The following is a 25,164-nucleotide window of genomic DNA, read 5'->3' on the forward strand; positions in this document are numbered from 1 at the left end:
TCTCCTTGAAGCCGACGATGGAGTTCATCCCATCGCTTAAGGTGGCTGAAGTGGTGGTTGTGTTTTTCCACCGTAGAACGACGACTCGGCGCATGCGTAGGAATCCGTCCCGACCGCGCGCGCGTCATCGCTTGCGAACGGGAACCCCGGGACCTTCCGCTGGAACTTTCTTCTAGAACTCCGCGCCTTCGACCAGGAAGCGCAGCCGCCGCACCCCCTGCCACTCGTCCGCGTCGAGCCGGAACGCCAGCTTGACCTTCGGCGGCAGCGGCTCGGTGTGACTGAACCACATCGCGTCGATGGGCTGGCCCTGGTGCCTGAGCTTGAGCGAGAGGTGCTTCTCGCCCACCAGCCGCTGCGACACCACTTCCACTTCCTCGCTGAAGGTGGGCGGCGCGAAGCCCTGGCCCCACACCTCGCGGTGCAGCGTGTCGACGAGGTCGATGCGCATGTACTCGCGCGCGATGGGGCCATCGGTCTCGATCTGGCGCGTGAGCGCCGACTCGGCCAGCAGCTCGCGCGCGACCTGTGCAAAGCCTTTTTCGAAAGTCTCGAAATGCTCGCGCGCCACGGTGCAGCCGGCCGCCATCGCGTGGCCGCCGAAGCGCAGCAGCACGCCCGGATGGCGCTTGGCCACGAGGTCGAGCGCGTCGCGCAGGTGGAAGCCCGGAATCGATCGGCCTGAGCCTTTCAGCTCCTGCTCCTTGCCCGGCGCAGCGCTCGCGGCGAAGACGAAGGTGGGGCGGTGGAAGCGGTCCTTGATGCGCGAGGCCACGATGCCGACCACGCCTTCGTGGAAGCCCGCGTCGAACACGCTGATGGCCGGCGGCGGCGCCTCGATGCCCTCGCCATCGGTGGCGAACAGCGACTCGGCCAGCAGCAGTGCCTGGTCGCGCATGCCCCCCTCGATGTCGCGCCGCTCGCGGTTGATGCCGTCGAGCATGCGCGCGAGCTCTTCGGCGCGGCCGGCGTCGTCGGTCAGCAGGCATTCGATGCCCAGCGTCATGTCCGAGAGCCGGCCCGCTGCGTTGATGCGCGGGCCGAGCGCGAAGCCGAAGTCGAAGGTGGTCGCAACGGAAGCGTTGCGCCCGGCCGCCTTGAAGAGCGCGGCGACGCCGGCCGGCATCGCGCCCGCGCGGATGCGGCGCAGGCCCTGCGCCACGAGGCGGCGGTTGTTGGCATCGAGCCGCACCACGTCGGCGACGGTGCCCAGTGCGACGAGCGGCAGCAGCGCATCGAGCTTGGGTTGCGTGGCCGTGTCGAATACGCCGCGCCGACGCAGCTCCGAGCGCAGCGCGAGCAGCACGTAGAACATCACGCCCACGCCGGCGATGCTCTTGCTCTCGAAGCCGCAGCAGGGCTGGTTGGGGTTGACCAGCACGTCCGCCGCGGGCAGCTCGGGCCCGGGCAGGTGGTGGTCCGTTACCAGCACCTGCAGGCCGCGCGCCTTGGCGGCGGCCACGCCCTCGACGCTGGCGATGCCGTTGTCGACGGTGATGAGCATGTCTGCGCCGCTCGCGGCCACGCGCTCTGCAATCGGCGGCGTGAGGCCGTAGCCGTCGACCACGCGGTCGGGCACGAGGTAGCTCACGTTCTTCGCGCCCAAGAGGCGCAGGCCGCGCACGCCGACCGCGCAGGCGGTGGCGCCGTCGCAGTCGTAGTCGGCGACGATGCACAGGCGCTTGTCCTGCGCGATGGCGTCGGCCAGCAGCGCGGCGGCTTCGCGCGTGCCGTGCAAGGTGTCGGGCGGCAGCAGCAGCGCGAGGCCGTCGTCCAGCTCTTCCTTGGCGCGCACGCCGCGCGCGGCGAAAAGGCGGGCCAGCAGCGGATGCACGCCGGCCTGCTCCAGCGCCCAGACGGTGCGGGGCGGGATATCCCTGGCTATGATTTTCATAGCGACTCCAGCAGGGCGGGAGCCTGCTTGCGGTCGAACAGGCTCTTCGCCCAGCGGGCCAGGCCGCGCGGCTGCACGGTGTAGCGTTGCGAGGCGCGGTCGCCGCACAGCGTGAGCGACAAGTCGTTCGCGCCGCGCGTGTATTCGGCCAGCAGGGCGGCGACAGGGCCGGCATCGAGCGCCTGCCAGGCCTCGGCCCAGCCGGTGCCGTCGTCGCGCAGCGCGGGGGTGCGCAGGGAGTCGTTCACCGTCGGCGCGACGGGGGTTGCGGCTTCTTCATTCTTCAGCGCGCCGGTGCCCGCGAGCCAGAAGGAATTGATGGGCGGCACGCCGCGCGCGGCGCGGTCGTCGTTCACGCGCTGGGTGTACAGCAGCATCTGCATCTCGTTCTGCAGCCGGCGCAGCGGCCGTGCGGCGTCGGCCAGCGGCGACCACTGCGAAACGGGGTAGCCCACCGCGCGGTCGATGGAGGCGGTGGCCAGCCCGTCGAAGATGCCGGCGCGCGCCAACCAGCGGCCGGGCACGGGCGACGCGTGCAGCGCGATGCCGTCCTCCTCGAAGAAGGGGCGGGCGGCTTCCAGCAGCGCGGCCGATTCGGCGGCGTCGATCTCGATGGATGACGGGTCGCCCAGCACCACGTCGTCGATACCCACCTGCCAGTTGCACAGCGTGACCATGCCCCAGCCTTCGGTATCGCCCGCCGTGGCGATGCCCAGCCGGCGCGCTTCGAGCGCGGCCCAGGGAATGCAGCCGTCGGGCGCGGCGATGCCCAGCGCCTGCGCCAGGGCGCGTTCATGCGGAGGCGAGCGCGTGCTTTCGTCCTGCGTGTCGGTGTCCGCGAGGGTGAGCCGCGAGAGCAGGTTTTCGAGATTGGGGAGCCTGAGCGTGGAGAGGGCCGCGCGGCACGACGGGGAACCGCGGCCGGCGAAAGGGATCAGCAATTGGCGTGGGGAGGTTTCGGCCATTCCCCTATTGTCCGGGAAGCCCCAGGTTTGCCCGGAATGCCACAATCCCGCCCCTATGCGACTTCCTTATGAACTGCAGCTCGGCTGGCGCTACACGCGCGCAGGACGGGCGACGCGGCGCAACGGCTTCATCTCCTTCATCTCCGGTGTCTCGATGCTCGGCATCGCGCTGGGCGTGGCGGCGCTGATCATTGTGCTCAGTGTGATGAACGGCTTCCAGAAGGAAGTGCGCGACCGCATGCTCGGCGTGGTGTCGCACATCGAAATCTTCTCGCGCGACGGCCAGGCGCTGCAGAGCCTCGACCAGATCATGGCGGCGGCGCGCAAGCACCCCGAGGTGGTCGGCGCGGCGCCCTTCATCAACACGCAGGCGCTCATCGCGCGCGGCGAGGACATGAAGGGCACGCTGGTGCGCGGCATCGATCCGAAGCTCGAACCGGAGGTCACCGACATCAACGGCATCGCCTCCAAGGGCACCTTCGACAAGCTCGTGCCGGGCCAGTTCGGCATCGTGCTCGGCGCGGAGCTGGCACGTTCGCTCTTCGTGCAGCCGGGCGACCAGGTCACGCTGGTGGCGCCGGGCGGGCAGGTCACGCCGGCGGGCGTGGTGCCCAGGCTCAAGCAGTTCACCGTGGTCGGCACCTTCGACTCGGGCCACTACGAATACGACTCCGCGCTGGCCATGGTGCACGAGCAGGACGCCGCCAAGGTGTTCCGCCTCGAAGGCCCGACCGGCATCCGCCTGAAGCTCAAGAACCTCAACGAGGCGCGCGACGTGGCCGACCAGCTCGCCGTGACGCTGCCGGGCGAGTTCCTCATCCGCGACTGGACACGCCAGAACAAGACCTGGTTCGCGGCCGTGCAGGTCGAGAAACGCATGATGTTCATCATCCTCACGCTGATCGTGGCGGTGGCGGCCTTCAACCTGGTGTCCACGCTCGTCATGACGGTGACCGACAAGCGCGCCGACATCGCCATCCTGCGCACGCTGGGCAGCTCGCCGCGCAGCATCATGGGCATCTTCGTGGTGCAGGGCGCGATGGTGGGCGTGATCGGCACCGTGGCCGGCCTGCTGCTGGGCCTGGGCATCGCCTACAACATCGACGTGATCGTGCCCTTCCTGGAGCAGCTCTTCCACGCGAGCTTCCTGCCGAAGGACATCTACCTGATCAGCAAGATGCCCAGCGATCCGCAGCAAAGCGACATCGTGCCCATCGCGATCATTTCCCTGGTGCTGGCCTTCGTCGCCACGCTGTACCCGAGCTGGCGCGCCAGCCGCGTGAACCCCGCCGAAGCCCTGCGCTATGAGTGAATTGACCCCCACGCTCGGCACTGTCGTGTCCTCGCTGCCCCCCGAGGGGGCCGCCATTGGCTTGGGGCGGCCCGGCGCCAATGGTGTTGTATTGAAGGCCCGTGGACTGACCAAGCGGTTCCACGAGGGCAGGCTCGACCTGACCGTACTGCACGGCATCGACCTCGACGTGCACGCCGGCGAGACGCTGGCCATCGTCGGCGCCTCCGGCTCCGGCAAGAGCACGCTGCTGCACCTGATGGGCGGGCTCGACGAGCCCACCACCGGCAAGGTCGAGCTGCTGGGCAAGGACATCGCGCACGCCGACCCCGCGGAGCAGGGCCGTTTGCGCAACCAGCACCTGGGCTTCGTCTACCAGTTCCACCACCTGCTGCCCGAATTCAGCGCGCTCGACAACGTGGCCATGCCGCTGAAGATCCGCCGCGTGGAGAAGCAGGCCGCCGCGCAGTCGGCCGCGAAGATCCTGGAGAGCGTGGGCCTGGGCCAGCGCCTGCACCACCGCCCGGCCGAACTCTCGGGCGGCGAGCGCCAGCGCGTGGCAATCGCGCGCGCGCTGGTCACGCAGCCGGCCTGCGTGCTCGCCGACGAGCCCACCGGCAACCTCGACCGCAGCACGGCCGACACGGTCTTCGAACTGATGCTCGACCTCGCGCACAGGCACGGCACCGCCTTCGTAATGGTCACGCATGACCAGGACCTGGCGAAGCGCTGCGACCGGGTGCTGCAACTGGTGGCGGGGCGCCTGGCGGGGTGATTCGGGCCGGCCTGGCACGGCCGGCGCAATGTCGCGAAACTGGGGGGCGCCTGTCCGTCAGGACGGGCCGAAGTCCAAAACCACAGGAGCCCGTTTCATGCTGCCCATGTTCTCGATGGAATCCGACGACGACACCAAGCCCGCGGCCACCGCCGAGCCGCGCAATTCGTATCTGGAAGAGAAAGCGTTCAAGTCGCGCACGCTGCTGATCTTCGGCGCCATCAGCGATTCGGTGGCCGCCGACGTCACGCGCCGGCTCATCGCGCTGGATGCCGACAGCGCAGAGAAGCCCATCGACATCCTCGTGAGCTCGCCCGGCGGGCACCTGGAGTCGGGCGATGCCATCCACGACATCGTGCGCTTCATCAGCGCGCCGGTGAACATGATCGGCACCGGCTGGGTGGGCAGCGCGGCCACTCACCTGTTCCTGGCGGCGCCGCGCGAGCGCCGCGTGTGCCTGCCCAACACCCGCTTCCTGATCCACCAGCCCAGCGGCGGCGCGGGCGGCCAGGCGACCGACATCGCCATCCAGGCGCAGGAAATCATCAAGGCCCGCCAGCGCATCGCGCACGAGATCGCGCGCGAGACCGGCAAGCCCATCGACGTGGTGCTTGCCGACATCGAGCGCGACCGCTGGCTGTCGGCCGAGGAGGCCGTGGAGTACGGGCTGGTCTCGCGCATCATCCAGCGCAAGACCGAGCTGCACGGCTGAGGGGTCGGGTAGCCGAACGCAGAGGTCGCGAAGGTTCCGCGAAGGTCGCAGAAGAAAACCGATAAAGGTTTCTTCTGCGACTTCTGCGTAGCTTTTGTCTTCCTTCTGCGTTCGGCTGTCCGATCCCGCTTTTTTGGGCCTTCGCTCAGGCCTTGGGCTTGTAAGCCACCACGTCGATCTCCACCCGCGCATCGATCATCAGCCGTGCCTCGGTGGTCGAGCGGGCCGGCTTGTTCTCACCGAAATAGCTCATGTAGATGCGGTTGAAGGCACCAAAGTCGCGCGCGTCCTGCAGCCAGCAGGTGCTCTTGCAGACGTCGTCGAAGGTGGCGCCGGCCAGCGCGAGCACGGACTTGATGTTCTCCATCACCTGGCGCGTCTGCGCCTCGATGCCGCCCACCACGAGTTCGCCGTTCTTGTCGACCGGTACCTGGCCCGAGACATAGATGAAGTCGCCGGCGCGCACGGCCGGGGAGAAGGGGCGGACCTGGCGGTCGGAGGCCAGGGGCGGGGCGCCGAGGTATTCGAGGGGCATGGGAACTCCTGAGTGATGACGGGAAAAGAGAAACGGAAAGGGCGAAACGATCCGCGAGTATCCATCCGATTTGAAAATCTATTTCAAAATAACCCCTGAACAAGGGTTAACACGGATGATTAGGCATGAATACTGCTTCAAAGTCCGGGCCGAAGAGAAAATTTCTTTCACAATTCGCCCGCCCCAAGAAGGAGTTCCCCATGCCCCACGTCGGTCTTGTCCAGCGCCTGCCCATGCTGTCGAAGCGCAGCCTGCTGGGTGTCTCCCTGCTCGCGATGCTGTGCGCCGCGCTGCCCCACCAGAGCGCCCACGCCCAGGGGCCGCGCAATTTCGCCACGCTGGCGATGGTGGCGGAGCCGCAGACGCTCGACCCGATGGCTTCGACCGCCGACCTGGTCGGAACCATCATGCAGCACGTGTACGAGACGCTCTACACCTTCGACGCCAAGTGGAGCGTGGTGCCGATGCTGGCCGAGGGCATGCCGAAGATCTCGGCCGACGGCAAGACCTACGCCATCGCCCTGCGCAAGGGCGTGATGCTGCACAACGGCCGCGAACTCACGGCCGACGATGTGGTGGCGAGCCTGCAGCGCTGGATGGACCAGTCGCCGCGCGGCAAGGCCGTGGGCAAGGAAATCGACAGCCTCAAGGCCAAGGGCCCGCTGGCGGTCGAAGTGGTGCTGAAGGAACCCTACGCGCCGCTGCTGTCGCAGCTCGCGCTGCCCAGCGGCATGGCGGCCATCATGGCCAAGGACTCCATCGCCTCGCCGCTGAAAGACTTCGTCGGCACCGGCCCCTACAAGTTCAAGGAGCGCCGCCCCGACCAGTTCGTGCTGCTCACCCGCTTCGACAAGTACAGCGCGCGCAAGGAAGCCGCCAGCGGCTACGGCGGCAAGCGCGAGGCGGCCATCGAGGAACTGCGCTTCGTGCCCGTGCCCAACGCCAGCACCCGCGTCGAGGGTGCGCTGGCCGGCCAGTACGACTTCGCAGACCTGCTGCCGGTGGAGGCGCTGCCGCGGCTGGAGAAATCGGGCGGCAAGACCGTGCCGATCATGACGCCCTCGTTCGGCTTCCCGTACCTCGTGCTCAACACCAAGGAAGGCGTGGCCGCCAGCCAGCCGGTGCGCCAGGCGATCCAGACCGCGCTGGGCGAGGGCGAGATGCTCGCCGCCGGCTTCGGCGACACGCGCTTCTTCACGGCAGAGCCCAACCACTTCCCGAAGGGCTCGCCGTTCTACTCGACCGCGGGCGCAGACCAGTACAACCAGCGCAACGCCGCCAAGGCCAAGGAAGCCGCCGCCAAGGCCGGCTACAAGGGCGAGCCGATCCGCGTGCTTACCAGCCGCCAGTACGACTTCCACTACAACATGGCGCTCCTGATGGCCGAGCAGCTCAAGCGCGCCGGCTTCAAGGTCGACCTCAACGTGGTCGACTGGGCCACGCTGGTGCAGCGGCGCAACGACGCCAAGCTGTGGGACATCTACGTCACCCACTCGGGCCAGTTCCCCGAGCCCATGCTCTCGCCGCCGCAGCTCGGCGACGGCGCGCCCGGCTGGTGGGACACGCCCGCCAAGAAGTCGGCGCTGCAGGCCTTCAACGTCGAGAGCGACGCTGCCAAGCGCGGCGCGCTGTGGGGCAAGGTGCAGCAGGTGGTGTACGACGAGGTGCCGTACATCAACGTCGGCAAGTTCAACGGTCTCTCCGCCAAGAGCCCGGCGCTGGACAACTACCAGCCCGCGACCTGGCCGTTCTTCTGGAACGCGAAGATCAAGTAAGAAGGCGGAGACACACAGCCATGCCGTCGCGTCGCCAACTTCTGCAAGCCAGCGCACTGGCCTCCGGCCTCGGGGCCCTGGGGTTTACCGCCTCCACGGCTCAGGCCGCCACCTCCGGCCCGATCTACGCCTACGTCGGCACCTACAGCGACGGCGGCGAGCCGTGGCGCGGTGGTCGCGGGCAGGGCGTGCACCAGTTCGTGCTCGACAGCGCCACCGGCGCGCTCAAGCCGATTCCCGGCGCGCCGGCCGCCGTGGCCAGCACGGGCGAGGGCGCGAAGCTGCGCAACCCCGCCTCGCTCGCGCGCCATCCGAAGCTGCCTGTGCTGTACGCGGCCAACGAGTTCGAGGCCGGCTCGGTCTCGACCTTCCGAATCGGCGCGGACGGCGCTCTAAGCTTCGTGTCCGAGACGCCCTGCGGCGGCAAGGACCCGGCCTACATCAGCGTGCACCCCGACGGCCGCTTTCTGTTCACCGCCAACTACGCGAGCGGCGATGTCAGCGTGCTCGCGCTGCGCGCCGACGGCACGCCCGACCCGGCAGTTGCCGCCGTCGTCTACAAGGACGTGGATGCCTGCGGCGCGGGCACGCCCTGCAAGCCCGGCGCCGACGTGGTGCCGGCGGCCGCGCGTTCGCACGAAGGCTTCGCCACCAGCGACCACGACGGCCCGCACGCGCACATGGTGCATGCCGACCCGAAGGGCAACTTCGTGCTGGTGGCCGACCTGGGGCTCGACCGCGTCATTTCCTACCGCTTCGATCGCATCACCGGCGTGCTGAGCCAGCCCAGCACGGTGGCCGTGTCGGAGAGCTCGGGCGCGCGCCACTTCGTGTTCCATCCGAACGGCAAGTGGTTCTACCTGGTGAACGAGGAGGCTTCCACCATCGCCTTCATGCGCTACGACAACGCCACCGGCGTGCTCACGCTGGTGAGCGAGACCTCGGCGCTGCCCAAGGGCTTCAAGGGCACCAGCTACGCCTCGGGCATCCGCATGCTGCCCGACGGCCAGCACTTCGTGTCGCTCAACCGCCTGCACGACTCGATCTCCATCTTCAAGGTCGACGCCCGCACCGGCGCGCCCACGCTGGTGCGCGAGGAATGGTCGCGCGGCAACTACCCGCGCAGCTGCACGCTCGACCCGAGCGGACGCTTCCTCTACGTGTGCCACAACAAGCAGGGCGACAACGTGACCGTCTTCCGCGTGCAGGGCGGCGACGTTCGCTTCACCGGCCAGTACGTCGCGGTCGGTTCCGCCGCCGCCATCGAGTTTTCCGCGTGATGAAGAAATCGCTGTTGCGCTACATCGCCTCCCGCGCCGCGGGCATGCTGATCGTGCTCGCCATCGTGGCGGTGCTGGTCTTCGTGCTCACGCGCGCGGCCTCGGGCGACCCGGTCTCGGTGCTGCTGGGCGACCAGGCCACCGCGGCCGACATCGCCCGCGTGCAGAAGGAGTACGGCCTCGACAAGCCGCTGCCCGTGCAGTTCGGCTACTGGCTGCGCGAGGTGCTGCAGGGCAACCTCGGCCAGTCGATCTTCCTGCAGCGCCCCGTGACGCAGGCGCTGTGGGAGCGCTCCGAACCCACCACGCTGCTCGCGCTGATGGCCGTGGCCATCGCGGCGCTGATCGGCGTGCCATGCGGCATCGTCTCCGCCGTGTTCCGGGGGCGCGTGGTCGACCAGCTCTTCACCGGCATCGCGATGCTGGGCGCGAGCATTCCGAGCTTCTGGCTGGGCATCGTGCTGATCCAGATCTTCGCCGTCTCGTTCGGCTGGTTCCCGGTGTCGGGCTACGGCGCGCCTGATGCGCCGTTCGCGGAACGGTTGCACTCGCTGGTGCTGCCTGCCACGGTGCTGGGCCTGCTGAACTCTGCGCTCATCATCCGCTTCACCCGCGCCTCGATGCTCGACGTGCTGGGCGAGGACTACGTGCGCACCGCACGCTCCAAGGGTTTGAGCGAGCGCACGGTGGTGCTCAAGCACGCCCTGCGCAACGCGCTGGTGCCCATCGTCACGGTGATCGGCCTGACGGTCGCGCTGATGATCGGCGGCGCGGTCATCACCGAAACCGTGTTCGGCCTGCCCGGCGTGGGCAACCTTGTGGTCAGCGCGGTGCTGCGGCGCGACTATCCGGTGATCCAGGGGGCGCTGCTCGTCATCGCGGCGATCTACGTGCTCATCAATTTTTCCATCGACCTGCTGTACGCCGTGGTCGATCCGCGCGTGAAGGTGTGATGCAGATGCAAAGCCGAACAGCCGAACGCAGAAGTCGCGAAGGTTTCGCAGAAGTCGCAGAAGAGAAAACCAAAAGATGTCTTCTGTCTTTTCTGCGACCTTTGCGTAGCTTTTGTCTTTCTTCTGCGTTCGGCTGTCCGATCCCGTCTTTCTTCCTGCAGTACTGAAGAGCCCCCAATGCAAATGCCCCGAATGCTCCGCCAGCTGATGCACAGACGCATCGTGATGGTGTCCGCGCTGGTGCTGCTGGTGATCGCGGTGCTCGCGATCGGCGCGCCGCTGTTCGCCTCCATCGACCCCAACGACACGGCCGTGCTGGAGCGCCTGAAGGCACCCAGCGCCGACCACCTGCTCGGCACCGACGAGCTCGGCCGCGATCTCTATTCGCGCATCGTGCACGGCGCGCGCTACTCGCTGGCCATCGCCGCGCTCACCGCGCTGGGCGCCGTGATCGCCGGCACCGTGCTGGGCCTGATGGCGGGCTTCTTCCGCCGGCTCGACGCGCCGCTGATGCGCGTGGTCGACGCGATGATGTCCTTCCCCGACATCCTGCTGGCCATCGCGCTGGTGGCCATCCTCGGACCCTCGCTGGTCAACACCGTGCTCGCGCTGGTGCTGGTCTACACGCCGCGCGTGGCGCGGGTGGTGCGGGCCTCGACGCTGGTGGTGCGCGAGCTGCTGTTCGTGGAGGCCGTGCGTGCGCTGGGGGTGCGCACCTCGCGCATCCTTTGGCGGCACATATTGCCGAACCTGATGTCGCCGATCCTGGTGCAGGTGTCGTTCATCTTCGCCTATGCCATCCTGGCCGAGGCGGGCCTGTCGTTCCTCGGCGTGGGCGTGCCGCCCGAGATCCCGACCTGGGGCACGATGGTCGCGGGCAGCCAGCAGTACGCCCACCAGGCCTTCTGGGTGGTGCTGTTCCCGGGGCTCGCGATCATCTTCACCGCGCTGTCGCTGCAACTGCTGGGCGACGGCGTGCGAGACCTGCTCGATCCCAAGCTGAAGAAAGGCGCGTGATGACGACGACCGCCAACAACAACCAGACCCCGCGTCTCACGGTCAGCAACCTGAGCACCAGCTTCCCGACCGAGGACGGCCTCGTGCGTTCGGTCGCCGACGTGAGCTTCTCGATCCAGCCCGGCAAGACGACGGCGCTGGTGGGCGAGTCGGGCTCGGGCAAGTCGGTCACCAGCCTCACGCTGATGCGCCTGTTGCCCAAGACGGCCAACGCGCAGGTCAGCGGCAGCGCTTCCTTCGTGACGCGCGAGGGCAAGGCGCTCGACCTGCTGGGCATCGGCGAGCGCGAGATGCGTTCGCTGCGCGGCAACCAGCTGTCGATGATCTTCCAGGAGCCGATGACCAGCCTGAACCCGGTGTTCACCATCGGCGAGCAGATCGCGGAAAGCGTGCGCCTGCACAAGGGGCTCGACCGCAAGGCGGCGCTGGCGCACGCGCAGCGCATGCTGGAGCTGGTGGAGATCCCCGCGGCGGCGCAGCGCATCCACGAGTACCCGCACCAGCTCTCGGGCGGCATGCGCCAGCGCGCGATGATTGCGCTGGCCATGGCCTGCGACCCGACGCTGCTGATCGCCGACGAGCCCACCACCGCGCTCGACGTGACCATCCAGGCGCAGATTCTCGAGCTCATGCGCCGGCTGCAGGCCGAGACGGGCATGAGCATCCTGTTCATCACGCACAACCTCGGCGTGGTCGCGCACCATGCCGACGACGTGGTCGTGATGTATTCGGGCCGCGTGGTCGAGAGCGCGCCGGTGCGGCCGCTGTTCGCGCAGCCCGAGCACCCGTACACGCAGGGCCTGCTGGCCTGCCTGCCGGGCAAGGCGCGCCAGCCCGGCCAGCCCAAGCCCAAGCGGCTCTTCGCCATTCGCGGCCAGGTGTCGAGCCCGCTGGCGCCGCCGCCGGGGTGCGCCTTCGAGCCGCGTTGCGACCTCGCGCTCGCCGAATGCAGCGCCGCGATGCCGCCGCTGCTGGACATCAGGCAGGGGCGGCAGGCGCGATGTGTTCGTGTGCAGCCTGAGCAACCGCTCGCGAGGGCCGCATGACGAACGCTCTGTTCCTGTCTTGCTCCCTCTCCCGCTTGCGGGAAAGGGCTGGGGTGAGGGTGACCCCCGTGGCCCTCGCACGCACCCTCATCCCCCGCCTTCTCCCCCAAGAGGGAGAAGGAGCCAATACCGAATGCCCACGATGACCACCGCCGCTCCCCTCATCGAAGTCCGCGGACTCAAGAAATACTTCGGCAGCAGCGACCGCCCGGTACGCGCCGTCGACGACGTTTCCTTCGCGATCCAGCCCGGCGAGACGCTGGGCCTGGTCGGCGAATCGGGCTCGGGCAAGAGCACCATCGGCCGCACCGTGCTGCGCCTGCTCGAGCGAACCAGCGGCCAGGTGTTCTACCGGGGCGACGACATAGGCGAGCTCTCGGCCGAGCGCATGCGCCGGCTGCGCAGCAAGCTGCAGATCATCTTTCAGGACCCGTACGCCAGCCTGAACCCGAAGATGCGCATCAGCGCGATCCTCGGCGAGGCGCTGTCCACGCACGGCCTGCACAAGGGGGCGGCGGCGCGCGATAGGCGCATCGCCGAACTGCTCGAAACCGTGGGCCTGCGCGCCGAGCATGCCAACCGCTTCCCGCACGAGTTCTCGGGCGGGCAGCGCCAGCGCATCGGCGTGGCGCGGGCGCTGGCCGTGGAGCCCGAATTCATCGTGGCCGACGAGCCGCTGTCGGCGCTCGACGTGTCGATCCAGTCGCAGGTCATCAACCTGCTGGCCGACCTGCGCGAGCGGCTCGGGCTGACGATGCTCTTCATCTCGCACGACCTCGACGTGGTCGAGTACCTGTGCGACCGCGTGGTGGTGCTCTACCTCGGCAAGGTGATGGAAGTCGCCACCACCGAGGAACTGTTCGCGCGCCCCTCGCACCCCTACACCCGCGCGCTGCTGGCCGCGAGCCCCAAACCCGACCCGGAGATGACGACCGAGCGCATTGCACTGAAGGGCGACATCCCGAGTCCCATCGCGCCGCCCTCGGGCTGCGTGTTCCGCACGCGCTGCCCGCACGCCATCGATGCCTGCGCTCAGACGGTGCCGCCGCTGGAGGAGATTTCGGCGGGACACTACAGCGCCTGCATCCGCAAAGAACTGCCATCAAACATTGCCGCATGACCATGACCGCCGCCACCGACTTCACCGACCCGCTGCTGGGCAGCAATTTCAAGGGCTATCCGCGCACCGCCGCGCCGCGCCGCCGCAGCGAGATCGGCGCCGCCGGCTGGAACGTGCTGGCCGGCGACCTGCCGCTGCCGCTGGCCGTGCTCAAGCGCGAGGCGCTGGAACACAACCTGGCGTGGATGCAGTCGCGCGTGCGCGAGTGGGGCATCGACCTCGCGCCGCACGGCAAGACCACCATGTCGCCGCAACTCTTCCGGCGCCAGCTCGACGCCGGCGCCTGGGGCCTGACCTTCGCCACCGTCACGCAGCTGGCCGTGGGCGTGGCGGCCGGCGCGCGCCGCACGCTCATCGCCAACCAGGTGGTGAGCGACGAGGACCTGGCCGGCATCCAGATGCTGCTGAGCGAGCATGCCGACCTGCGCATCGTGTTCCTGGTCGATTCGCTGGCGCAGCTGGCGCTCATCGAAGACTGGTCGAAGCGCCATCCCGAGAGCGTGCCCTTCGACGTGATGATCGAGATCGGCGTGGACGGCGCGCGCACCGGCTGCCGCACGCACGAGGAAGCCGTGGCGCTGGCCGCGCGCCTGCGCGCCAGCGAGGCCGTGCGGCTGGTGGGCATCGAGTGCTACGAAGGGCAGGGCGCCACCGGCCAGAGCGAGCCCGACACGGCCTATGCCAAGGCGCTGATGGACCGCGTGGAAGCCGTGGCGCGCCACTGCGACGAGAACAGTCTCTTCGAGACCGACGAGGTGCTGGTCTCGGCCGGCGGCTCGGCCATCTTCGACCTGGTGGCCGGCCGGCTCAAGCCCGCGCTCGGCGCGCCGGTGCGCGGCCTGCTGCGCTCGGGCTGCTACGTGACGCACGACCACGGCTTCTACAAGCGCATGGTGAGCGCGGTGGACGAGCGCCTGGGTTGCGGTTGCGGAGAAAGCCTGGTGCCGGCGATGGAAGTCTGGGCCACGGTGCAGTCGCGCCCGGAGCCGGGCCTGGCGATCCTGGCCGTGGGCAAGCGCGACATCTCCTTCGACCTCTCGCTGCCCGTGCCCATCGCACGCGCGGCGCGCGGCGCGCTGCAGCCGCAGGGCGTTCCCGCCGGCTGGACGATCACCGCGCTGAACGACCAGCACGCCTACCTGCGCTGGGACGCGAACGAGGAAGCCGAGGCGCCCAATGTCGGCGACCGCGTGGGCCTGGGCATCTCGCACCCCTGCACCACGTTCGACAAGTGGCACTGGATGCCGGTTGTCGAGCAGGACTACCGCGTGAGCGACGCGGTGGCCATGCACTTCTGATCGCATCCCGATGACCCCATCACTGCTCCAGAAGATCGCGGACATCCGCAGCGACGCCCCGGCGACGCGGCGCGCGATTCTCGACCTGATCCTCGAAGACCCCGACCGCGTGCTCGAAGAAAGCTTCGAGCAGCTGGCCGAGCGCTCGCGCAGCTCGGTGCCCACCATCATGCGCACCTGCCGCGACCTCGGCTTCGCGGGCCTGCGCGAATTCAAGCTCGCGCTCGCGCAGGAACTCGCGCTGGGCGGCTCGCCGCTGCACCGCCGCGTGAACATCGAGGACGCGGCCGACGAAGTGGTCGGCAAGATCGCGCGCAGCGCGGCGGCTTCGGTTTCGGGCGTGCGCGGCCAGCTCGACATGCAGGTGCTCGACGGCGCCGTGGCGGCCATCGCGGCCGCACCGCACGTCGACCTGTACGGTGCGGGCGCCACTTCCTGGTTCATGGCCAATGACCTGCAGGCTCGGCTCTTCCGCCTGGGCCTGTCGGCCAACGCATGGGCCGACTACCACCTGCAGCAGGTGGCGGGCGCGGCGCAGCGCCCGGGCGGCGTGGTCATCGCCATCTCGCACGTGGGCGGCATGCCCTCGCTGCTCGACGCGGTGGACATCGCGCGCGGGCAGGGCGCCAAGGTGGTCGCGCTCACGCGGCCGGGCACGGCGCTCGCGGCCAGGGCCGACTTCCTGCTGGGCCTGTCGGTGCCCGACGACGCGGTGATGCACGTGGGCATCGACGCCTACCTCACTCACCTCACGGTCATCGAGATCCTTACCGTGCTGGTGGCCCAGCGCCGCGGCGAGCCCGCGGTGCAGCGCCTGCAGCGTGCGCGCGAAGCCTTCCAGCGCCACGGCATCGACGCCACCACGCATCCGCTGCAAAGCTGGGACGGCGGCGGCGTGAACGACGGAGGGAGCGCATCGTGAGCGGAGACGAGAACAAGGCCGTGCTGCTCGAAGCGGGCCTGGTGGTCGACGGCTCGGGCGGACCTTCGTGGCCGGGCGACGTGCTGCTGCAGGGCGACCGCATCGTCGCGCTCGGCGAAGGCCTGCGCGACCGGCTGCCGCAGGGGCTGGCGCTGGCCGACGTGGAAGTCGTCGACTGCCGCGCGAAGGTGATCGCCCCCGGCTTCATCGACGCGCACACGCACGACGACGCCATCGTGCTGCGCGACCCGCTGTGCCTGCCGAAGGTGTCGCAGGGCATCACCACGGTGGTGACGGGCAACTGCGGCATCTCGCTCGCGCCGTACCGCACGCCGCAGTCGCTGCCGCCGCTCACGCTGCTGGGCGCCGATTCGTTCAGGCACGCGACCATGGCCGAGTACCGCGCGGCCGTCGATGCGACGCAGCCCGCGCTCAACGTGGCTGCGCTGGTCGGCCACACCACGCTGCGCTTCGCCGCCATGCAGGCGCTCGACCGCCCGGCCAGCGCCGAAGAGCTGGCGCGCATGGAGGCGCTGCTCGACGGCTGCATGGCCGATGGGGCGCATGGCATATCCTCGGGCCTGTTCTATGAAGAGGCCTTCGCGGCGCCCGCCGAAGAAGTGACCGCGCTGGCGCGCGTGGTGAGCCGCCACGGCGGCGTCTACGCCACGCACCTGCGCAGCGAGATGCAGCAGATCATCGAGGCGCTGCACGAGGCCGGCGACTGCGCCTTCGAGGCCGGCGTGCCGCTGGTGATCTCGCACCACAAGTGCGCGGGCCCCGCCAACTGGGGCCGCACCAAGGAAACGCTGCCGCTGATCGAGTCGCTCGCGCAGCGCCAGAAGATCGCGATGGACGTGTACCCCTACGTGGCCGGCTCCACCGTGCTGCGCGAGGACCTGGTGGACGGCGTGATCGACGTGCTGCTGACCTGGTCCGACCCGCACCCGGAGATGACGGGGCGGCTCATTTCGGACATTGCGCGCGAGTGGGGCGTGAGCGAGCAGGACGCCTGCCTGCGGCTGAAGCCCGGCGGCGCCTGTTACTTCCAGATGCAGGAGGAAGACGTGGAGCGTGTCATCTCGCATCCGCTCACCATGATCGGCAGCGACGGCCTGCCGCACGACCGCCATCCGCATCCGCGCCTGTGGGGTGCCTTCCCGCGCGTGTTCGCGCGCTACTGGCGCCAGCGCCGGCTGTTCACGCTGGAGCAGGCGGTGCACAAGATGACCGGCATGAGCGCGCGCAACCTGCGCATCGCCGACCGCGGCCTGCTGCGCGCCGGCACCATGGCCGACGTGGTGGTTTTCGACCCCGAGACCATCGCCGACACCGCCACCTACGACAAGCCGCATGGCGTGAGCCTGGGTGTGGAGCGCGTGTTCGTGAACGGCGTGCTCGCCTATCGCGGCGGGGAGGCCGAGGCCCGCGTGCTCGCGCGCGCGGGGCGGATGCTCACGCGGGGCAGCGCGAGCTAGCTCCGGTCAGGCGAAGACCAGGCAGACCGGCGTCGGCACCTGCGCCACCTGCACCGGTTGGTCGAGCCGGCCGGTGGCGGGGTCGATGCGCAGGCGCAGTATGGTGTCGCCCTTCTGGCTCAGCGCGTACAGGTGCCTGCCATCGGCGGCGGCGGCCAGGGCGCGCGGGAAGCGCAGGCCCTCGCTCCAATGCTGCAGCGGCGTCAGGTTGCCGCTGGCCGCGTCGACGCGGAACGCGGCGATGCTGTCGGCCAGCGGATGCTCCGACTTCAGCCTGCGGTTGCTCGCATAGAGGAACTGCCCCGAGGGATGCATCACCAGCGCAGCCGCGCTCTTCTGGCCGGTGTAGCCGTCGGGCAGGGTCGAGACGCGCTGCCGCTGCGCCCCGACAGCGCCGCTCGCCGCGTCGTAGCCGTAGCAGCTCACGGATGCATCGAGCTCACCCACCACGTAGAGATGGCGCTGCGACGGATGCAGCGCCAGGTGGCGCGGCCCGCTGCCGGCCTGCACGGCCGTGCGGCCGATGGGCGCCAGCTTGCCTTCCGCGAGGGTGAAGACGTTGATGCGGTCGCTGCCGAGGTCGGTCGCGAGCACGCGCCCACCCGAGGCATCGAACTGCACCATGTGCGGGTGCGGAGACTCCTGCCGCTCGGTGTCGGGGCCGGAGCCGGTTTCCTTCTCGATGCCCGAGACCTTGCCGAGCGCGCCATCGGTGCCGATGGGCAGCACGTTGTAGGCACCGCCGCCATACAGCGCTACCACCAGCGCCCGGCCGTCGGGCGACACGGCCAGGTGCGCCGGGATCACGCCCGAGAGCGACAGCGGCTGGCGGTTGACCAGCGTGAGCCGGCCGCTGCGCTCGTCGATGGCGTAGGCCTCGGCAGTGCCGGTGGGCAGGCCCTGGTACGTGTCGATCTCGTTGATCGCGTAGAGGAAGCGCCGGTTCGGATGCACGGCCAGGAAGGACGGGTTCGCGCTTTCCGCCGTCTGCAGCGGCGTCCAGCCTCCGTCCTGCATGGCGAGGACGTAGATGCCTTTCGAGGCCGGCCCGCCGGCCGTGCCGCCGGGAGCGTCGAAGGTGTAGGTGCCGACATAGGCGAAGCGGGGCGCCGGCCCGGCGGGCGCTTCCGCGGGCACGGCCGTGGCCGGGGCTTGTTGCGCATCGGCGGGCAGCACGGGCGAGAGCGCGCCGAGCGTGGATGCGCCGCCGAGCCATTGCATGACGGTGCGGCGGTTCTGGCCGGTCTGGGCTGTCATGGTGTCGTTCCTCTCTCGATCGGGCCTCGTCACGGACGCACCGACATCGCGTGGTGGAAGATGTTGTTCGGGTCGTAGCGGCGCTTCACCTTGCGCAGGAAGTCGTAGAGCCCCTGGTCGCCGTAGTAGAGCTGCGGCCAGAAGGGGTAGGCCAGCATGTCGTTGTCGGGGTAGTTGATGTAGCAGCCCTCGTAGCGCTCGCCGGGGTAGGGCGTGCCGGCGCGGCGCTCGGGCACGTCGGGCGTGCCGTACACGTCGCGGTAGAAGGCGCCGATCCAGCGCAGGTGGCCGGCGTCGTCCTTCGCGTCGCGCCAGTAGGTCTGGTACTGCAGCTTCATGATCGATGCGCGCTGCGGCACTGCGGTGTCGGCGATGCGCTCTGGCTTGTTGACGGCGCCGCCGTACGAATCGACCTGCAGCAGCGACTGGCTCAGGTCGACGCCGGCGATGGTGCGCGTGAGGTGCGTGTAGATGCGCTGCGCCTCGCGCGCGCTGAAGTTCTGCTTCATGTAGGCCGACTTGTACTTGCCGCGCTGGTTTTCGCCGGAGCCGTTGAGATATTGCGTGGCGGTGAGCCAGTCGTAGCGTGTCACGGTGTGCGGCTTGGAGCACAGCAGCTGGCCCGCGTCGCGCTGCGGTGCCGGGCCCACGCCGGGCGGGCGGCCCTTGGCGGGCACGGGCGCGCAGGCGCGGAAGCGGTCGAGGAAGTCGTTGAGCACCGTCAGGTCGTTGCAGGTGCCGTCGGGGTTGCAGAACTGGGTGAGCATCACGATCTGGCCGGCCGAGCGGTGCGTAAGCTTCAGCAGCGAGAACATGCCCCAGGTGTCGGGGGACTTGCCGCGCGTGGCCCAGTAGTCGCCATAGGTGGTGAGCAGGGCGGTGAAGCGCTCGGGCGTCATGCTGGCCCAGTCGAAGGCCACCACCGCCAGCGCGACCTCGCGCGGCGCCGTGGGAAGTTTGTCGAACACGTAGCTGGTGATCGCGCCGAAGTTGCCGCCGCCCGCGCCGCGGCAGGCGCGGAACAGGTCGGGGTCGCGGTTGGCGTCGACGGTGCGCGGCACCACCTTGCCGCGGTTGTCCACCGTGAGGATGTCCACCGCAGAGAGCCAGTCGACCGTGAGCCCCTGCAGCCGCGACAGCAGGCCGTAGCCGCCGCCGCAGATGTGGCCGCCCGCGCCCACCGAGTAGCAGGAGCCGCCGGGCAGGGTGACGTTGCCGCGCTTGTAGAGGTCGAGGTAGCCGGTCCAGTTCTGCGTGCCGGGGCCTACGCGGAAGCGGCCGTCGCCGCGGGCTGCGGCGCCGGCCTGGTCGAGCAGGCTCAGGTCGAGGATTGCGCCGTCGGGATTGTTGGAGACGAAGTCCTCATAGCAATGCCCGCCGCTGCGCAGGGTGGGGCGCAGGCCCGCGTCGACGATGCGCTGCAGCGCGGAGGCCGCGTCGGCGGCGTTTTCCGCCAGCTCGATGCGGGAGGCGGCGTCCGTTTCCGTCGAGGGCCATCGCAGGTTGAAACCCTTCTTCAGGGTGTTGTAGCGGGCGTCCTGGCGTGTCACGGTGATGGTCATGGGCACCTTCCAACGGATGTCTTGCAACGGAGCTTTTGGTTTGCGGAAGCGGCAAGGCTTGAAATGTTTTTTCTTATATGCCTTGCTTTTTGCTTGGATTTGGCTTTTTCCTGGCTAGATGGCGCGAATTCTTGGCTGTATTGAAAAATACTTTCACCGTAGGAACCCTTAGATGCCGACCGCCCTGCCGGCGCACTTCGTCGCAGTATTTCGACAGCTATAACCCTGAGACCGCTAAAGTTCTAACGTTCACGGTCAAAATCAGTCAAACTTGCGCATCTACATCGGCCGTCGAATTCCTACTGGAGCAAAGATGGACAAGGACGCTGAAGGCCTTGGCGCCGACTTCGAGCTGTGGCAACAGCTCACCGACGATTACGAAGCCGCGCTGGGCGCACTCGCCCGGGGCGAGCCGGGTGCGCGGGAGCGCGTGGTCCGGCTGTCGCTCGCGCTGCAGCACATGCATCCCGATCTTTCCGACCTTTCCCCGGTCGGCGACAGCCGCTGACGCGGCTTCATCAGGATGGGCGTCCTCGGCGGTGCCGCTCAGGCCGGAGCCGGCCTTCCGTACTCCTTCTTCTCTTCCTCCCCTTGCGCCTGGAACATGCGCGTGAAGTCGCAGCACTCCTGCGCCAGCATCACGATCGACGAAGTGAGGGCGCTGCGGTGCTCGCCCTTGTGCATCGCCACGTAGCGCACCACCGGCAGGGCGGGCGCCACCTCGACCACTGAAAGCATGCCGGCCGTCACCAGCGGCTGAAGGCACTCGCGCGGCAGGTAGCTCACGCCCAGGCCCGACACCGTCAGCCCGGTCAGCGCCACCAGGTTGCTCACCACGATCACGTCGGCGGGCTGCACGCCCTGCTCCTTCATCCATGCGTCGTAGGCGCGGCCGGTGCCGGAGTTGTTGCCCTGCACCAGCATGCGGTGGCGCGCCAGTTCGTGCAGCCGCATGGCGGCGCCATTGGAAGGCGAAGGCACCACGCCCGGCTTGCACATCCACGCGCTCCTCACCTGGCCGATGACCTTGTGCGGCATGCGCGAGTCGGCGAAGGTGTCGGGCACGATGACCAGGTCGAGTTCATCGGCCAGCAGCTTGTCGCGCAGCTGCAGGCTGTCGTCCACGTCGGGCTCGAGGATCACCTTGGGGTAGTGCTGCCGGATCAGGCCGACCAGCCTCGGCAGCCAGGTCATCGCCGTGAGCTCGGTCACGCCGAGGCGGATGCGCCGCTCCACCACGCCCGGCTTGCCGAACTGCTCGATGGCCGCGTCGCGCTGCTCCAGCAGCTTGCGCGCGAGCACGAACATTTCCTCGCCCTTCTCGGTGAGGCGGGCGGTGCGCTGGCTGCGGTCGAAGAGTTCGGTGTCGAAGAGCTGCTCGAGCTCGTGCACCCGCTTGGAGATGGCCGACTGCGAGGTGTGCAGCTGGTTGGCGGCCTGGGCGAAGCCGCCGAGGCGGGCGATCCAGTACAGGGCTTCGAGTTGCTTGAAGGTCATCACGGTGGAGCGGGCTCCGAAGGAGCACTTTTTCTCATGTGATTCGATCACAAAAAATCGCTTTTGGAAATTGATGGCGAGGCTGAAGATTCGCCCCGATCCACCGTCATCGACTCTTCTTCAAGGAACCCGCCATGGACTTCAGGAAACTGCCCCTCGCATTCGGACTGGCTCTCGCATTCGCCTGTGCCGCCGCCAGCGCCCAGGACAGCGGCACGCTGCAGAAGATCAAGGACAGCGGCACGATCCAGATCGGCGCGCGCGACAGCCAGATCCCGTTCTCGTACAAGCTCGGCTCCGACGGCGACCCCATCGGCTTCACCAACGACATCTGCCTGAAGATCGTCGACGCGGTGAAGGCCAGGCTGGGCCTCGCGAAGATAGAGGTGCGCTATACCATGCTCAACTCGACCAACCGCATTCCGCTGCTGCAGAACGGCACCGTCGACCTCGACTGCGCGACCACCACCAACACCACGCAGCGCCAGCAGCAGGTGGACTTCGCGCCCAGCCACTTCGTGGCCAACATCACTGCCGCCGTGCGCAGGAACTCCGGCATCGACACCTTCGCCGACCTCAACGGCAAGAACGTGGCCACCGTCTCGGGCAGCACCTCGATCCAACTGCTGCGCGTCGCGCGCAAGAGCGGCGCCATCGAAGTCAACGAGATCCCCGGCAAGGACACCTCCGACGGCTTCCTCCGGCTGTCCAACGGCCGCGCCGACGCCTATGTGCTCGACGATGTCCAGCTCGCCGGCATGATCGCCAGCGCGCCCAATCCGGGCGAATACAAGATCCTGAAGGAATCGCTGCGCCAGGAGCCCTACGGGATCATGCTGCGCAAGGACGACCCGCAGTTCAAGGCGCTGGTGGACGAGACCGTCACGGGCCTGATGAAGTCGGGCGCCATCGAGCAGCTCTACACCAAGTGGTTCCTCTCGCCGATCCCGCCGAGGAACGCGAACCTCAACTTCCCGATGACGGACGCGGTGCGCGAGATCTACAAGAACCCGAACAACAAGGGCGTCTGAGCGATGGGTTCCGAGCTGTCTTCCAAACACCCCCACGGACTGGCCTTTCCTGACGCGCTCATGCGCGAGGTGAAGGCGCGCTTCCTGCAGGTCGACCACGACCACCATGGCCGCGAGCGCCTGTACTTCGACAACGCCGGCGGCTCCTTCCGCCTGAAGGCCGCGGCCGAGCGTTTCGCGCAGGTCGATGCCATTCCCGACAACACCGAGCGCATCCACGCCACGGCCGTCGAGCTGCAGCAGATCCAGGCCAGGGGCTGCGACGACCTGCGCACCATCCTCAACGCCACCGGCGGCAGCGTGTACGCCTCGCTCACCGCTTCGGGCGCCATGTTCGACATGGTGCGCGCGGTGGCCGAGAACGTGCCGGGCACGAACATGGTCACCACCGTGCTGGAGCACCCCTCGGCATTCGACGCGATGAGCCTCTACGCCCAGCGCCTGGGCCGCGAGCTGCGCGTGGCGAAGAGCAACCCCGTCACCGGCGGCGTCGACGTGGACGAGATCGTGCGGCTGGTCGACAAGGACACCTGCCTGCTCAACGTGATCCATGCGTCGAACATCTCGGGCGCCAAGCTCGACATGGAAGCCATCGTGCGCCGCGTGCGCGAGATCAAGCCCGACCTGTACATCCTGGTCGACGCCGTGCAGCACGCGCCGCACGGTCTCATCGACCTGCAGAAGACGCCGGTGGACGGCATCAATCTCGCGCCCTACAAGTTCTTCGGCTGCCGGGGCTCGGGGCTGTCGTGGGTGTCCGAGCGCGCGGCCGTGCTGCCGCACCACAAGCTGGCCGGCAAGAAGCCCGGCTACTGGGACCTGGGCAGCGCCTCGCCGTGGCAGTTCGCGGTGCTCACCGAGATCGTCGACTACGTGTGCTGGCTGGGCTCGCACTTCACAGATGCAACCGACCGCCGCGCGCTGTTCGTCGCGGGCATCACGCACATCGAGCTGCACGAGCGCGCGCTGCTGTCGGCGCTGCTCGACGGCAACGCGAACGCCATAGGCATGCGCAAGATGGAAGGCGTCAACGTCTTCCTCGACTACGAGGACCTGAGCAAGCGCGACCTGATCCTGGGTATCGGCTTCGACCGCATCGACTGCACGCAGGCGGTGGTCGAGTATGCAAAGCGCGGCGTGACGGTCTACGAGCGCGTGGCGAGCAGCATCTACTCGAAGCGCATGCTGGAATCCTTCGGGCTCACGGGCACGGTGCGGGTGTCGCCGCTGCACTGCCACTCGATGGCCGACATCGAGAAGTTCCTGCGCATCACCCGCGAGATCGCTCAGAACGGGTAGTGCCGCGGGGTGGTCTGCACGGTCACCCAGCGCAGTTCCGTGAAGGCCTCCACGCCCGCACGCCCGCCGAAGCGGCCGTAGCCCGAGGCCTTCACGCCACCGAAGGGCATCTGTGCCTCGTCGTGCACCGTAGGTCCGTTCACGTGGCAGATTCCGGACTCGATGCGCTTCGCCACGTTCCACGCGCGCGCCACGTCGCGGCCGAATACCGCTGAAGAGAGGCCGAACTCGTTGTCGTTGGCAACCGCCACCGCTTCTTCCTCGCCGTTCACGCGCACCACCGCCTTCACCGGCGCGAAGGATTCCTCGCGGTAGATCTCCATCGCCGGCGTCACATGGTCGAGCACGGTGGCGGGCATCAGCGTGTTGTCGGCCTTGCCGCCGCACACCAGCTTGGCGCCCTTGGCCAGCGCGTCGTCGATGAGCGCGTTGCAGCGCTTCACCGTGCTCATGTCGACCACCGAGCCGAGCACCACCGGGCCTTCGCGCGGATCGCCCAGCGGCAGCGACTGCGCGCGGGCCGCGAACCTGGCGACGAATTCGTCGGCCACCGCGTTGTCGACCACGATGCGCTCGGTCGACATGCAGATCTGCCCCGAGTTGGCGAAGGAGCCGAAGATGGCCGCGTTCACCGCCGCGTCGAGGTCCGCGTCGTCCAGCACCACGAAGGGCGCCTTGCCGCCGAGTTCGAGCACGGCGGGCTTCAGGTACTTCGCGCAGCTCTGCGCGATGAGCCGGCCCACGCGCGTGGAACCGGTGAAGTTGACGCGCCGCACGGCCGGGTGCGCCACCATCGCCTCGACCACCGCGCCGGCATCGGCGGGCGCGTTGGTCACGAAGTTGACGACGCCCCTGGGCAGCCCGCCTTCGTCCAGCGCCTCGATGATGAGCGCGTGCGTCTGCGGGCACAGCTCCGAGCCCTTCAGCACCACGGTGTTGCCGCAGGCCAGCGGCGTCGCGATGGCGCGCGTGGCGAGGATCACCGGCGCGTTCCACGGCGCGATGCCGACCACCACGCCCGCCGCCTGCCGCACGCCCATGGCGAGGCTGCCGGGCACATCCGAAGGAATCACCTCGCCCGCGATCTGCGTGGTGAGCGAGGCCGCCTCGGTGAGGATGCCTGCCGCCAGGTGCACGTTGAAGCCTGCCCACAGCGCCGATGCGCCGGTCTCGCGTGCCATCGCCTGCACGAAGGCATCGGCGCGCGCTTCGAGCGCATGCGCGGCCTTCAGCAGCGCGGCGCGGCGCTCGCCGGGGCCGGTGGCCGACCATGCGGCGAAGGCGCGGTGCGCGGCCTCGACGGCGGCGACTGCGTCGGCCGGCGTGGCGGCCGGCGCGCGCGTGGCGATGCCGCCGTCCAGCGGGTTGCGGCGCTCGAAGGTCGCGCCGCCGGTGGCCGCGCGGCGCTCGCCGTCGATGAGCATGGAAATGTCGGTCATGGGGATCCTTTGCGAGGA

The 25,164-nt window shown here is 68.7% G+C and carries 22 protein-coding genes; 15 read left to right on the forward strand and 7 right to left on the reverse strand.

Features of this window, described 5'->3' with window-relative positions:
- Positions 1–172: 172 nt before the first annotated feature.
- Positions 173–1,894, reverse strand: a complete 1,722-nt coding sequence (gene recJ / locus ABL844_RS06635) for a single-stranded-DNA-specific exonuclease RecJ (protein ID WP_184635150.1) — start codon at positions 1,892–1,894, stop codon at positions 173–175.
- On the reverse strand, positions 1,891–2,859 hold the full coding sequence (locus ABL844_RS06640; protein WP_418130813.1) for a hypothetical protein: 969 nt from the start codon (positions 2,857–2,859) through the stop codon (positions 1,891–1,893). Before ABL844_RS06640 ends, recJ begins: the two co-directional genes overlap by 4 nt.
- Positions 2,860–2,914: 55 nt before the next feature.
- Between ABL844_RS06640 and ABL844_RS06645 the strand changes: the two genes are divergently transcribed.
- The 3 genes from ABL844_RS06645 (at position 2,915) to ABL844_RS06655 (ending at position 5,637) form a co-directional block, all read left to right on the forward strand.
- A complete protein-coding gene (locus tag ABL844_RS06645) occupies positions 2,915–4,171 on the forward strand; it encodes a lipoprotein-releasing ABC transporter permease subunit (RefSeq protein WP_369659421.1) in 1,257 nt (418 codons plus the stop codon).
- Positions 4,164–4,925 (forward strand): lipoprotein-releasing ABC transporter ATP-binding protein LolD, encoded by a 762-nt coding sequence (gene lolD, locus ABL844_RS06650; protein WP_418130814.1) that lies wholly within the window; start codon positions 4,164–4,166, stop codon positions 4,923–4,925. The genes ABL844_RS06645 and lolD overlap by 8 nt, the downstream gene beginning before the upstream one ends.
- Before the next feature lie 97 nt (positions 4,926–5,022).
- Positions 5,023–5,637: an ATP-dependent Clp protease proteolytic subunit gene (locus ABL844_RS06655; RefSeq protein ID WP_418130815.1), complete on the forward strand. Its 615-nt coding sequence runs from the start codon at positions 5,023–5,025 to the stop codon at positions 5,635–5,637.
- Between the two features lie 145 nt (positions 5,638–5,782).
- On the opposite strand, the gene ABL844_RS06660 is transcribed toward ABL844_RS06655, so the two are convergent.
- On the reverse strand, positions 5,783–6,172 hold the full coding sequence (locus tag ABL844_RS06660) for a RidA family protein (RefSeq protein WP_126023039.1): 390 nt from the start codon (positions 6,170–6,172) through the stop codon (positions 5,783–5,785).
- Between the two features lie 200 nt (positions 6,173–6,372).
- Here ABL844_RS06660 and ABL844_RS06665 point away from each other — a divergent pair, with 200 nt between their 5' ends.
- From ABL844_RS06665 to ABL844_RS06705, 9 genes are all read left to right on the forward strand, one after another.
- A complete protein-coding gene (locus ABL844_RS06665) occupies positions 6,373–7,947 on the forward strand; it encodes an ABC transporter substrate-binding protein (protein ID WP_418130816.1) in 1,575 nt (524 codons plus the stop codon).
- Positions 7,948–7,967: 20 nt separating this feature from the next.
- Positions 7,968–9,227, forward strand: a complete 1,260-nt coding sequence (locus tag ABL844_RS06670) for a lactonase family protein (RefSeq protein ID WP_418130817.1) — start codon at positions 7,968–7,970, stop codon at positions 9,225–9,227.
- 11 nt (positions 9,228–9,238) lie between these two features.
- Positions 9,239–10,180 (forward strand): ABC transporter permease, encoded by a 942-nt coding sequence (locus tag ABL844_RS06675; protein ID WP_369662477.1) that lies wholly within the window; start codon positions 9,239–9,241, stop codon positions 10,178–10,180.
- A 177-nt stretch (positions 10,181–10,357) separates the two neighbouring features.
- Positions 10,358–11,197, forward strand: a complete 840-nt coding sequence (locus tag ABL844_RS06680; protein WP_418130818.1) for an ABC transporter permease — start codon at positions 10,358–10,360, stop codon at positions 11,195–11,197.
- A complete protein-coding gene (locus ABL844_RS06685) occupies positions 11,197–12,243 on the forward strand; it encodes an ABC transporter ATP-binding protein (protein ID WP_418130819.1) in 1,047 nt (348 codons plus the stop codon). Before ABL844_RS06680 ends, ABL844_RS06685 begins: the two co-directional genes overlap by 1 nt.
- A gap of 142 nt (positions 12,244–12,385) precedes the next feature.
- The gene (locus tag ABL844_RS06690) at positions 12,386–13,363 is read left to right on the forward strand and encodes an ABC transporter ATP-binding protein (RefSeq protein WP_369662476.1); all 978 of its coding nucleotides are present in this window, start codon (positions 12,386–12,388) and stop codon (positions 13,361–13,363) included.
- On the forward strand, positions 13,360–14,661 hold the full coding sequence (locus ABL844_RS06695; protein ID WP_418130820.1) for an amino acid deaminase: 1,302 nt from the start codon (positions 13,360–13,362) through the stop codon (positions 14,659–14,661). Before ABL844_RS06690 ends, ABL844_RS06695 begins: the two co-directional genes overlap by 4 nt.
- Before the next feature lie 10 nt (positions 14,662–14,671).
- Positions 14,672–15,583 carry a MurR/RpiR family transcriptional regulator gene (locus tag ABL844_RS06700; RefSeq protein ID WP_126023046.1) on the forward strand — a complete coding sequence of 304 codons (912 nt, stop codon included), beginning with the start codon at positions 14,672–14,674 and terminating at the stop codon, positions 15,581–15,583.
- Positions 15,580–17,061, forward strand: a complete 1,482-nt coding sequence (locus tag ABL844_RS06705) for an N-acyl-D-amino-acid deacylase family protein (protein ID WP_418130821.1) — start codon at positions 15,580–15,582, stop codon at positions 17,059–17,061. The genes ABL844_RS06700 and ABL844_RS06705 overlap by 4 nt, the downstream gene beginning before the upstream one ends.
- Before the next feature lie 6 nt (positions 17,062–17,067).
- Here the strand turns inward: ABL844_RS06705 and ABL844_RS06710 are convergent, their stop codons facing one another.
- Together ABL844_RS06710 and ABL844_RS06715 are read right to left on the reverse strand one after the other, a co-directional pair.
- A complete protein-coding gene (locus ABL844_RS06710; RefSeq protein WP_418130822.1) occupies positions 17,068–18,318 on the reverse strand; it encodes a lactonase family protein in 1,251 nt (416 codons plus the stop codon).
- Between the two features lie 29 nt (positions 18,319–18,347).
- A complete protein-coding gene (locus tag ABL844_RS06715) occupies positions 18,348–19,880 on the reverse strand; it encodes a BBE domain-containing protein (protein ID WP_418130823.1) in 1,533 nt (510 codons plus the stop codon).
- 313 nt (positions 19,881–20,193) lie between these two features.
- Here ABL844_RS06715 and ABL844_RS06720 point away from each other — a divergent pair, with 313 nt between their 5' ends.
- A complete protein-coding gene (locus ABL844_RS06720) occupies positions 20,194–20,388 on the forward strand; it encodes a hypothetical protein (protein ID WP_126023050.1) in 195 nt (64 codons plus the stop codon).
- Positions 20,389–20,426: 38 nt separating this feature from the next.
- On the opposite strand, the gene ABL844_RS06725 is transcribed toward ABL844_RS06720, so the two are convergent.
- A complete protein-coding gene (locus ABL844_RS06725) occupies positions 20,427–21,377 on the reverse strand; it encodes a LysR family transcriptional regulator (protein ID WP_184635173.1) in 951 nt (316 codons plus the stop codon).
- Positions 21,378–21,511: 134 nt separating this feature from the next.
- Between ABL844_RS06725 and ABL844_RS06730 the strand changes: the two genes are divergently transcribed.
- Both ABL844_RS06730 and ABL844_RS06735 read left to right on the forward strand, forming a co-directional pair.
- The gene (locus tag ABL844_RS06730) at positions 21,512–22,408 is read left to right on the forward strand and encodes an amino acid ABC transporter substrate-binding protein (RefSeq protein WP_418130824.1); all 897 of its coding nucleotides are present in this window, start codon (positions 21,512–21,514) and stop codon (positions 22,406–22,408) included.
- 3 nt (positions 22,409–22,411) lie between these two features.
- Entirely contained in the window at positions 22,412–23,707 is a 1,296-nt protein-coding gene (locus ABL844_RS06735) for an aminotransferase class V-fold PLP-dependent enzyme (protein ID WP_418130825.1), read from the forward strand.
- On the opposite strand, the gene ABL844_RS06740 is transcribed toward ABL844_RS06735, so the two are convergent.
- Positions 23,695–25,146 (reverse strand): aldehyde dehydrogenase, encoded by a 1,452-nt coding sequence (locus ABL844_RS06740; protein WP_418130826.1) that lies wholly within the window; start codon positions 25,144–25,146, stop codon positions 23,695–23,697. The two genes, ABL844_RS06735 and ABL844_RS06740, sit on opposite strands and share 13 nt — an antisense overlap.
- Positions 25,147–25,164: the final 18 nt, after the last annotated feature.

Source organism: Variovorax sp. 278MFTsu5.1 (assembly GCF_048305045.1).
GTDB lineage: Bacteria > Pseudomonadota > Gammaproteobacteria > Burkholderiales > Burkholderiaceae_C > Variovorax > Variovorax guangxiensis.

Coding starts and splice junctions, on each gene's coding strand:
- ABL844_RS06670 (WP_418130817.1), top strand. CDS start 7,968: ATGCCGTCGCGTCGCCAACTTCTGCAAGCCAGCGCACTGGCCTCCGGC.
- ABL844_RS06730 (WP_418130824.1), top strand. CDS start 21,512: ATGGACTTCAGGAAACTGCCCCTCGCATTCGGACTGGCTCTCGCATTC.
- ABL844_RS06690 (WP_369662476.1), top strand. CDS start 12,386: ATGACCACCGCCGCTCCCCTCATCGAAGTCCGCGGACTCAAGAAATAC.
- ABL844_RS06685 (WP_418130819.1), top strand. CDS start 11,197: ATGACGACGACCGCCAACAACAACCAGACCCCGCGTCTCACGGTCAGC.
- ABL844_RS06700 (WP_126023046.1), top strand. CDS start 14,672: ATGACCCCATCACTGCTCCAGAAGATCGCGGACATCCGCAGCGACGCC.
- ABL844_RS06680 (WP_418130818.1), top strand. CDS start 10,358: ATGCAAATGCCCCGAATGCTCCGCCAGCTGATGCACAGACGCATCGTG.
- ABL844_RS06660 (WP_126023039.1), bottom strand. CDS start 6,172: ATGCCCCTCGAATACCTCGGCGCCCCGCCCCTGGCCTCCGACCGCCAG.
- ABL844_RS06640 (WP_418130813.1), bottom strand. CDS start 2,859: ATGGCCGAAACCTCCCCACGCCAATTGCTGATCCCTTTCGCCGGCCGC.
- ABL844_RS06645 (WP_369659421.1), top strand. CDS start 2,915: ATGCGACTTCCTTATGAACTGCAGCTCGGCTGGCGCTACACGCGCGCA.
- recJ (WP_184635150.1), bottom strand. CDS start 1,894: ATGAAAATCATAGCCAGGGATATCCCGCCCCGCACCGTCTGGGCGCTG.
- ABL844_RS06740 (WP_418130826.1), bottom strand. CDS start 25,146: ATGACCGACATTTCCATGCTCATCGACGGCGAGCGCCGCGCGGCCACC.
- ABL844_RS06725 (WP_184635173.1), bottom strand. CDS start 21,377: ATGACCTTCAAGCAACTCGAAGCCCTGTACTGGATCGCCCGCCTCGGC.
- ABL844_RS06695 (WP_418130820.1), top strand. CDS start 13,360: ATGACCATGACCGCCGCCACCGACTTCACCGACCCGCTGCTGGGCAGC.
- ABL844_RS06710 (WP_418130822.1), bottom strand. CDS start 18,318: ATGACAGCCCAGACCGGCCAGAACCGCCGCACCGTCATGCAATGGCTC.
- ABL844_RS06715 (WP_418130823.1), bottom strand. CDS start 19,880: ATGACCATCACCGTGACACGCCAGGACGCCCGCTACAACACCCTGAAG.
- ABL844_RS06655 (WP_418130815.1), top strand. CDS start 5,023: ATGCTGCCCATGTTCTCGATGGAATCCGACGACGACACCAAGCCCGCG.
- ABL844_RS06720 (WP_126023050.1), top strand. CDS start 20,194: ATGGACAAGGACGCTGAAGGCCTTGGCGCCGACTTCGAGCTGTGGCAA.
- ABL844_RS06665 (WP_418130816.1), top strand. CDS start 6,373: ATGCCCCACGTCGGTCTTGTCCAGCGCCTGCCCATGCTGTCGAAGCGC.
- ABL844_RS06735 (WP_418130825.1), top strand. CDS start 22,412: ATGGGTTCCGAGCTGTCTTCCAAACACCCCCACGGACTGGCCTTTCCT.
- lolD (WP_418130814.1), top strand. CDS start 4,164: ATGAGTGAATTGACCCCCACGCTCGGCACTGTCGTGTCCTCGCTGCCC.